The 5,342-nt window shown below is 69.6% G+C and carries 7 protein-coding genes; 5 read left to right on the top strand and 2 right to left on the bottom strand.

Annotated features, from left to right (window positions below):
• Window positions 1-437, bottom strand: a 437-nt coding sequence (locus WBL05_RS09965) for a putative RNA methyltransferase (RefSeq protein WP_424225600.1), incomplete at its 3' end; no start/stop codon positions are given.
• Window positions 438-598: 161 nt separating this feature from the next.
• On the opposite strand from WBL05_RS09965, the gene WBL05_RS09960 reads away from it, so the two are divergent.
• The 4 genes from WBL05_RS09960 to WBL05_RS09945 all read left to right on the top strand — a co-directional run bounded on the left by WBL05_RS09960 (window position 599) and on the right by WBL05_RS09945 (window position 3,606).
• Window positions 599-1,327, top strand: a complete 729-nt coding sequence (locus WBL05_RS09960; RefSeq protein ID WP_424225598.1) for a beta-ketoacyl-ACP reductase — start codon at window positions 599-601, stop codon at window positions 1,325-1,327.
• Window position 1,328: 1 nt separating this feature from the next.
• On the top strand, window positions 1,329-2,102 hold the full coding sequence (gene fabI, locus WBL05_RS09955; protein ID WP_424225597.1) for an enoyl-ACP reductase FabI: 774 nt from the start codon (window positions 1,329-1,331) through the stop codon (window positions 2,100-2,102).
• A gap of 94 nt (window positions 2,103-2,196) precedes the next feature.
• Window positions 2,197-2,682 carry a DUF456 domain-containing protein gene (locus WBL05_RS09950; protein WP_424225596.1) on the top strand — a complete coding sequence of 162 codons (486 nt, stop codon included), beginning with the start codon at window positions 2,197-2,199 and terminating at the stop codon, window positions 2,680-2,682.
• 60 nt (window positions 2,683-2,742) lie between these two features.
• Window positions 2,743-3,606: an ABC transporter ATP-binding protein gene (locus tag WBL05_RS09945; protein WP_424225594.1), complete on the top strand. Its 864-nt coding sequence runs from the start codon at window positions 2,743-2,745 to the stop codon at window positions 3,604-3,606.
• On the opposite strand, the gene WBL05_RS09940 is transcribed toward WBL05_RS09945, so the two are convergent.
• Window positions 3,522-4,526 (bottom strand): bile acid:sodium symporter family protein, encoded by a 1,005-nt coding sequence (locus tag WBL05_RS09940; RefSeq protein ID WP_424225602.1) that lies wholly within the window; start codon window positions 4,524-4,526, stop codon window positions 3,522-3,524. The two genes, WBL05_RS09945 and WBL05_RS09940, sit on opposite strands and share 85 nt — an antisense overlap.
• Before the next feature lie 160 nt (window positions 4,527-4,686).
• On the opposite strand from WBL05_RS09940, the gene WBL05_RS09935 reads away from it, so the two are divergent.
• Window positions 4,687-5,342, top strand: a 656-nt coding sequence (locus WBL05_RS09935) for a TrmH family RNA methyltransferase (protein ID WP_424225592.1), incomplete at its 3' end; no start/stop codon positions are given.

Genomic DNA, 5,342 nt, shown 5'->3' with positions numbered 1-5,342 from the left:
GCCCAGGTGTCGGCCACCACGCTGGCCAGGCCCTGCCGCGCCGTCCGCTTCGCTGCGGCGGTCGAGACATCGATCGCCAGGTGCGCTTGGCGTTGATGGGCGGCCAGCACAGCCGCGAGGTAGTGGCCGGTGCCGGCACCCACCTCGGCCACCCGGGCCGCACCGGTGCAGACGGCGACCACGGCGTCCCGGATCGGCCAGTAGGCCCCGCTGCCGAGGAATCGGTCCCGAGCGGCCAGCATCTGCGCGGTGTCGGCGTTGGCCGGTGGCGCGGTGCCCAGCAGGTTGACGTAGCCCTGCCGCGCGAGGTCGAAGCTGTGCCGGTTCGCACACCGCAGGACGCGGTCGTGGCGGCCGAGGGAGTGCCCGCAGACCGGGCACGCCAACAGGCCGAGCGCCGCGTCGATCGGACGACCAGGCGCACCCCCGCCGTTCACAGCGCCCGCAACTCCCCGCCGTCGACCAGTCGCATGCCTCCAATTGTGCCCGGCGCCGACCGGGGCGGTGCGAGCCGGGGTCGAAGTGCACAAGGTCGACCGATGGAATTTGTACCAGTCGACCACGCCGCGCCCAGTCCGGACGGCGATAGGTTGGTTCGGTGAGCGAAACTGCCAATACTGAAAGTGGTCGCGTGGCCGTGATCACCGGTGCCAGCCGCGGCATCGGCGCCGAGATCGCCGAGACGCTGCGGGAGGCCGGCTACCGGGTCGCGAGCTTCGACATCTCTGATGCCGCCCCCGACGGCGTGCTGGGCATCGCCTGCGATGTCACCAACTCCGAGTCGGTGGACGCCGCCTTCAGCAAGGTCGAGTCGGAACTCGGTCCGGTCGAGGTGCTGGTCGCCAACGCCGGGATCACCCGGGACACCCTGCTGCTGCGGATGTCGGACGACGACTGGGACAAGGTCATCGACGTCAACCTGAGCGGTGTCTTCCGGGTTGTCAAGCGGGCGACCCGGGGCATGATGCGGCAGCGCTTCGGCCGCATCGTCGCCACCAGCTCGGTGGTCGGCCTGCTCGGCTCGGCAGGTCAGGTCAACTACTCGGCCTCCAAGTCCGGCCTGATCGGGATGGCGCGCAGCGTCTCCCGCGAGCTCGGCGGTCGCGGCATCACGTTCAACGTGGTGGCGCCCGGGTTCATCCAGACCGCGATGACCGACGTGCTGGACGAGGCCACCCAGAAGTCGTACGCCGAGCGCATCCCGGCGGGGCGGATGGGAACCATCGCCGACGTCGCCAACGCAGTGAAGTTCCTGGTTGCCGACGAGACGGGCTACATAACCGGGGCGGTCATCCCGGTCGACGGCGGCCTCGGAATGGGGCACTGACATGGGCATCCTCGACGGCAGGAAGATCCTCGTCACCGGCGTGACGATGAACACCTCGATCGCCTATGCGGTCGCCCGGATCGCCCAGGAACAGGGTGCCGAGGTCGTGGTGTCGAATTTCGGCCGCGGCATGAGTCTGACCCGGCGGGTGGTCAGGAAGCTCGACCCTGTTCCCGAGGTGCTGGAGCTCGATGTCACCAACCCCGAGCACCTGGCCGCCCTCCCCGGGCAGCTGCGTGAGCTGGGCTTCGAGCACCTGGACGGGCTGGTGCACTCCATCGCCTACGCCAACCCCGAGACCGCGCTCGGCGGGAAGTTCCTGACCACGCAGTGGGAGGACGTCGCCCAGGCAGTGCACACCTCGGCGTACTCGCTGCAGTCGCTGACCATGTCGGTGCGCGACCTGTTGGGCCCCGGCTCCTCGGTGGTCGGGCTCACCTTCGACGCCACCGTCAGCTGGCCGACCTACGACTGGATGGGCGTGGCCAAGGCCGCCCTGGAGTCGACCAACCGCTACCTGGCCCGCTACCTCGGGCCGGACGGCATCCGCGCCAACCTGGTCGCGGCCGGCCCGGTCGACACCATCGCCAAGAAGGCCATCCCCGGCGCCGCATCGTTCAACGATGTCTGGGCCGAGCGCGCCCCGCTGGGCTGGGACGCCTCCGACGCCACCCCGGTGGCGAAGTCGGTGGTTGCGCTGCTCAGCGACTGGTTCGGCGCCACCACCGGCACCATGGTGCACGTGGACGGCGGGCTGCACTCCACCGGCGCCTGACCGAAGTCAGCGGTCGACCGTGGGTCGGCTGATCCGGCTATCCTGCCCGAACGGCGTCGCCGGATCAGCGGTCCTGGTGGGTAGCCTTCGATGAATGGACGTCATTGTCTCCATCATCACCGGGGTGCTGCTGGTTATCGGCGCGCTCGGCACCATCTTCCCGGTCCTGCCCGGGAGCATCCTGGTGATAACCGGGTTGCTGGTCTGGGCAGTCGCGGTCGGTGGACCGGTAGGCTGGACGGTCTTCGGCATCGGCCTGCTGTTCAGCGGCACCGGGATGGCGGCCTCGGCGGTGCTCACCGGTAGACGTCTCAAACAGCAGCAGATCCCGAACCGGTCGATCCTGGTCGGCGCGGTGCTGGGCGTCATCGGCGCGTTCGTGATCCCGGTCGTGGGACTCTTTCTCGGTTTCATCATCGGCCTGTACGGCAGCGAGTGGCACCGGCTGCGGGACGCCGGGCAGGCCTGGCAGGCGTCGGTGGTGGCGATGAAGTCGGTCGGGCTGGGCATGCTGATCGAGTTCGGCTGTGCGGGGGTGTCGATAACGGCCTGGGTGATCGGGCTGTTCGTGCACTTCTGAGCGGCGACACCGTGCCAGGCCACGGTCGGGCGGGTTCGGGCTACCGGTATCGTCGGGACCATGGTTGCAGTGGCCGAATTGGCAGGCGTCAGTGTGCGACGGGGCACCAAGCTCCTGCTCGATAGCGTGGATTTCCGGGTCGAGGCAGGTGACCGCTGGGTGATGATCGGGCCCAACGGTGCCGGCAAGACCACCATCCTCCAGTTGCTCAGCGCCCAGATGCACCCGACCAGTGGTGTGGTGGAGCTGCTCGGCGAGTACCTCGGCGCGGTGGACGTGTTCGAGCTCCGGCCGCGGATCGGGGTCTCGTCGTCGGCCATCGCCTCCCGGATTCCCCCTCGAGAGGCGGTGCGCGACGTGATCGTCTCGGCGTCCTACGGCGTGGTGGGCCGCTGGCGCGAGGAGTACGACGAACTCGATTACGCCCGGGCCGGCTCACTGATGCGGATGCTGCACGTGGACGAGTTGGCCGGCCGAACCTTCGGCACCCTGTCGGAGGGTGAACGCAAGCGGGTGGAGATCGCTCGGGCGCTGATGAGCGACCCCGAACTGTTGCTGCTCGACGAGCCCGGCGCCGGCCTCGACCTGCGCGGCCGTGAGCTGCTGGTGCAGACCCTGACCGAGATCTGCCTCGACCCGGACGCGCCCACCATGGTGCTGGTCACCCACCACATCGAGGAGATCCCCGAGGGCGTGTCCCACGCGTTGCTGCTCAACCAGGGCAAGGTGGTGGCCGCCGGGCCCATCGACCAGGTGCTGACCAGCCAGAACCTGACCGCGGCCTACGACATGCCGCTGGAGGTGGCCCGCAACAACGGACGCTGGACGGCCAGGGCGGCCTACCGGTCCGCATCGGGCGAGGCCGCACCGTCGCCGTCGGGGGAGTCGTCGTCGGGACGGTTGGTGGCGTCCAGCCAGTCCTGATCCTTCCGCGCGTAGCGGCTGGCCAGCGCCGAGCAGGCCATCAGCTGCGCCTGGTGGAAGATCATCAGCGGCAGCACGATGATGCCCACCTGGCTGGCGGGAAAGAGCACCGAGGCCATCGGGACCCCGGTGGCCAGCGACTTCTTGGTGCCGCAGAACTGGATGGCGATCTGGTCGCGTCGGTTGAAGCGCAGCCGGGCGGCCAGCCACCAGGTGAGCCAGAGCATCAGCGCCAGGATGATGGCGGTGGCGGCCAGGATGATGACGATGTCCATCCAGCCGGTGCGCTGCCACAGGCCGTCGCGCACGCCCTGCCCGAAGGCCTTGTAGACCACCAGCACGATGGAGGCCTGGTCGACCAGCTTCAGCTTCGGGTGCCGGGAGACGAAGTCGGCGGTCCAGTGCCGGGACAGCTGTCCCAGCACGAACGGCAGCAGGATCTGGGCCGCGATGTCGAGGATCGAGGCGGCGTCCAGGAACAGGCCGGTGGTGCTCATCAGGGCGATGGCCAGCAGCGGGGTGATGAAGACCCCGAGCATGTTCGACGTCGACGCGCTGACGATGGCGGCGGCGACGTTTCCGCGGGCGATGGAGGTGAAGTTGATGGAGCTCTGCACCGTTGAGGGCAGCAGGCAGATCCACAGCAGGCCCCGGTAGATCTCCTCGCTGATCAGCCCGGGCACCAGCGGACGCATCAGCAGGCCCACGATCGGGAAGATCAGGAAGGTGAAGCCGAGGATCACCCCGTGCAGCCGCCAGTGCCGCAGCCCCGCGAGGGTCTCGTCGGGACGCAGCCGCACCCCGTAGAGGAAGAACAGCACCGCGATCATGATCCGCGACGCCCAGTCCACCACCGGCACTGCCGCGCCCCGGGCCGGCAGCAGGGTTGCGATGACGGCGGCCAGCACGATCGCGACCATGAACCGGTCGATGCGCTGCCACCATGGACGGCGGTGGGTGGTCTTGGTCACCCCGAACACGATACGCACCGCGGCACCGCCCCGCCCGCCGAGGTGTCGCGCAGTGCGGCGCGGTCGCCGTCGTGTACCGCGACCGCCCGGGTGGTTAGGATCGGCGCTCGTGGCTGAGCTGATTCCCATCACCGACCCCGCCGATGCCCGGCTGGCTGACTACCTGCGGCTGCGGGAGTCGACGCTGCGCCGCCAGTTGGAGGCCGAGCGTGGCCTGTTCATCGCAGAGGGCGCCAAGGTGATCCGGCGTGCGGTGCTGGCCGGCTACCGGCCGAGGTCGTTCCTGCTGGCGCCGCGCTGGCTGGCCGACCTGTCCGACCTGCTGGACGCCACCGACGCGCCGGTCTACCTGGTCACCGAGGCAATGGCCGAGCAGGTGACCGGTTTCCACGTCCATCGCGGTGCACTGGCCGCCATGCAGCGGGAACTGCGCTGGACGACCGCCGACCTGCTGGGCGCCCAGCGGCTGGTGGTGTGCGAGGACATCGTCGACCACGCCAACGTGGGAGCCATCTTCCGCAGCGCAGCCGGTCTGGGCTGGGACGGCGTCCTGCTGGCGCCCCGGGCCGCCGACCCGCTCTACCGAAGGGCGATCAAGACCTCCATGGGTGCGGTGCTGGAGATGCCGTGGGCGCGGCTGGCGGACTGGCGTGACGGCCTGGCCGAGTTGCGGGGCGCGGGCTTCGAGGTCGCGGCGATGGTGCTGACCGACGGGGCGATCAGCCTGCGTGATTACGCCGAGCAGGTGCGCGCGCGGCCACGGCG

The organism is Brooklawnia sp. (assembly GCF_049651565.1).
GTDB lineage: Bacteria > Actinomycetota > Actinomycetes > Propionibacteriales > Propionibacteriaceae > Brooklawnia.
Note: the sequence above shows the minus strand (reverse complement) of the source record. Positions and strands in the feature narration are given on the sequence as shown.

Coding starts and splice junctions, on each gene's coding strand:
- WBL05_RS09940 (WP_424225602.1), bottom strand. CDS start 4,526: ATGGTCGCGATCGTGCTGGCCGCCGTCATCGCAACCCTGCTGCCGGCC.
- WBL05_RS09950 (WP_424225596.1), top strand. CDS start 2,197: ATGGACGTCATTGTCTCCATCATCACCGGGGTGCTGCTGGTTATCGGC.
- WBL05_RS09945 (WP_424225594.1), top strand. CDS start 2,743: ATGGTTGCAGTGGCCGAATTGGCAGGCGTCAGTGTGCGACGGGGCACC.
- fabI (WP_424225597.1), top strand. CDS start 1,329: ATGGGCATCCTCGACGGCAGGAAGATCCTCGTCACCGGCGTGACGATG.